The organism is Janthinobacterium sp. BHSEK, assembly GCF_056174685.1.
Window position 1 is genome coordinate 1 of record NZ_JBWBYV010000156.1, and the last position, 2568, is coordinate 2568.

At 64.4% G+C, this 2568-nt stretch carries 3 protein-coding genes; all 3 read right to left on the minus strand.

The features are described from left to right. Positions 1-1536: primase/helicase family protein (locus tag AC0V2Y_RS27810; RefSeq protein WP_475418431.1), on the minus strand; the 1536-nt coding region annotated here is incomplete at its 3' end. A 37-nt stretch (positions 1537-1573) separates the two neighbouring features. Further along, a complete protein-coding gene (locus AC0V2Y_RS27815; RefSeq protein ID WP_475417564.1) occupies positions 1574-2020 on the minus strand; it encodes a hypothetical protein in 447 nt (148 codons plus the stop codon). Continuing rightward, positions 2017-2484, minus strand: coding sequence for a YmfL family putative regulatory protein (locus AC0V2Y_RS27820; RefSeq protein ID WP_475417565.1), 468 nt, complete (start codon positions 2482-2484; stop codon positions 2017-2019). The genes AC0V2Y_RS27815 and AC0V2Y_RS27820 overlap by 4 nt, the downstream gene beginning before the upstream one ends. Between the last annotated feature and the right edge of the window lie 84 nt (positions 2485-2568).

The following is a 2568-nucleotide window of genomic DNA, read 5'->3' on the forward strand; positions in this document are numbered from 1 at the left end:
GTACTCGACCTGATTCCAGTGGTCAGCACCGTACACTTTTTTCGGTTTGTCCTTCGCCTGCTTGCCGTCACCCCCCGCCCCCGGCGCGGAAGCGGAGCCGCCCTCGTCAGGAGGCTCAGGCAGCGATCCGTCGGCGTACCCCGCTTCCAACGTGGCGGCCAGACGCGCCTCGCTATCGTCCGCCTCTGCGTCGACAGCGCTCCTGCGGGCTGGCTGCTCCGCACCAGGGGGAGGGGGGGATTCGTCCGTCACGCCTTCCAGGAACAACACCCCGAGATCAAGCACTGGCGCGATCACGCCGGCGTCGGGAAAACCAGAATCTGGCTGCTGCGCAGCAGGGGGAACGGGGGAGACGCCGCCGGCTACCGGAGCAGCTGCAGGCGGAACCATTGAATTGGCCGCTGGCGCGGCGGGAGGAACAGGAACGGCAGATTTAGGCTGCTGCGCAGCAAGGATGGCAACCCCGATCAGCGCCGCTACCGCCTCAAGCCCCTCCTCAATCTGCAGGTCATTGAAATCGCTCAGCTTGCGCCCTGCCCTGTCGGCAAACGCCGGCATGACCATCGACGTGCGCTGCATCTTGCGGCACAGCGCCGAGCAGCTGGCCACGCCGGCGTTCTTGAACGTGTAGCGCTGTTGCCGGCGGCCAGTGCGCACGTCCGCCTCGATATACGGCACGCCGGCCGCGTCTGTGCGCCACCAGGCGGTCACGTCGACGTCTACGCCGTCATCGGCCAGCACTACATGCGAAGCGCCGTCGATCGGCACGGCGGCCAGTACCTGGTAGTCCTCGCGCAAGCGCTCGATGAAACGCTCGACCACCTGGTCATCATCGTCCACAAGAAAAAGCAAATGCGCCTGCGGGAACGCCTCGCGCAAAGCGGTAGCCACGGACGCCAGAGAGCCGGCGTCAAAAGCCACGGCCACAGGCAGGTCGACGCCGGCCAGCGCTGCGGCCGCACGCGCACTCGCACACGTGGCGTAACCCTCGCCAACCGCGATCACAGGCGCATCAAGCGGCCGGCCAAGCATGTGGTACGCGCCTGGCTTGTCCATGCCGGCGTTGTAGCGCTTCTCGCCCGCTTGGTCGATCTTCTGCAGACCAACCAGCTGGCCGGCACGCTGCAGCGGGATCAGCAATGATCCGGCGCGATCGACGCGCACACCCTCGCCAGTAACCTGCTTGCGGTCCAGGTAAGGATGTTGCACGGCGTTGCCTGCGGCCTTCATCCACTGATCGCGCGCACGGTTGGCGGCCAGCTGCGCTTCGCGCTGCTTTTTATCAGCCTCGCGCTGCTCGGTCTCGCGCAGTTTGGTCGTATATTCCGCGCGCTCGTCGTCCGTCAGCGCCTCGGCGTTGACGGTGACAGGCACGGTATTACGGTTGTCGCCCTGATGGAAGCCGAAGGCGCCGGTTACGACACTGCGGCCAGTCTTGAGCACCAGCTTGCGCAGGATGTACCAGCCTTTTTTCTTCGGGCCAAAACGGTGAAACTTGCCATCTAATACGGGGTGATTGGTGGGAAGCGGCGGCATATCGTACTCCGCCATTTGAGCAATTACTTGGGCTACATCACTCACTGAAGGCGACTCCCGTCACCCCAGGCATAGCCAGGCCATGCGGCACGCGCTGGTCGCCCATGCGGGAGGGAATCGATGCATAGTCAAATGAGCCAGGCCTGGCCATCGACGGGCGCGCCATGTTGGCGACCGACAGCGGTCGCTTTTCTTGCTCATAGCGGCCCCCGGCAACCTGCCCGGCCGTCGACGTCACGGCGCCGACAGCCGGCGCAGCGTAATCGCGGCCGCGCTGCGTCACCGCGTACTGGCCCGCCTCGATGCGCACCACGTGGCAGCGCGTCAGCGAGTTGACGATGTCGCGCTCGAACGAGGTGATGGTACCGCTCCAGCCGATCGCGTGCATCCAGTCATTCAAATCGGCGCGGCCGCCCAGCTGGAGCAGTTTTCGTACGGCGATATCGGGGCGCGTGCCGGCGCGTGGAACACGGTAGATGCTCATGCCGCACCGGCCTGGCCACCATCAGCCTCACAGTACACGCGGATGGTCAGCGCCATCAGTTCGGACAGTGCGCGCTGCAGGCCGTCCATATCGGCATCGAGGTAGGCACGCTCACGCGCATCGATCACCTCGTCTGCAGTCGCCTCTTCGAAGTGGGCGGCGAAGGTGCCCAGGCGGACGTAAATGTCGCGGAACTTCTTGGCCAGCACCTCATTGCCGTCGGACAGATCCGCCGGCAATTTGACGAATGCGCCGCCGCTCGATGCGGCCACCGCCTCGGCAAACAGCGTGGTGCCAGAGAATGCCTGCAGCTGCAGGGCCGTGTCGACAGCAACGCCCTGCCCCTTGCGTTCATAGACGCGGTTCTCCAGGCCGTTGCGGCTCATGCCCAGCGCGGCGGCGATGGCATCCCAACCGCCGGGAAATGCCCTGATCATGGCAAGGTACGATTTTTTAATTTTCACAACATTTCCTTCTTCTTGGTGGTTGTTCTTGCTACGCGGTCAAGCTACGCTTACAACATGAAAATTGATCCTGCTCACGCCCTG

What these genes read in the sequence shown, in the direction of transcription:
- AC0V2Y_RS27815 (WP_475417564.1), bottom strand. Translation starts at nt 2,020, where the DNA reads ATGAGCATCTACCGTGTTCCACGCGCCGGCACGCGCCCCGATATCGCC.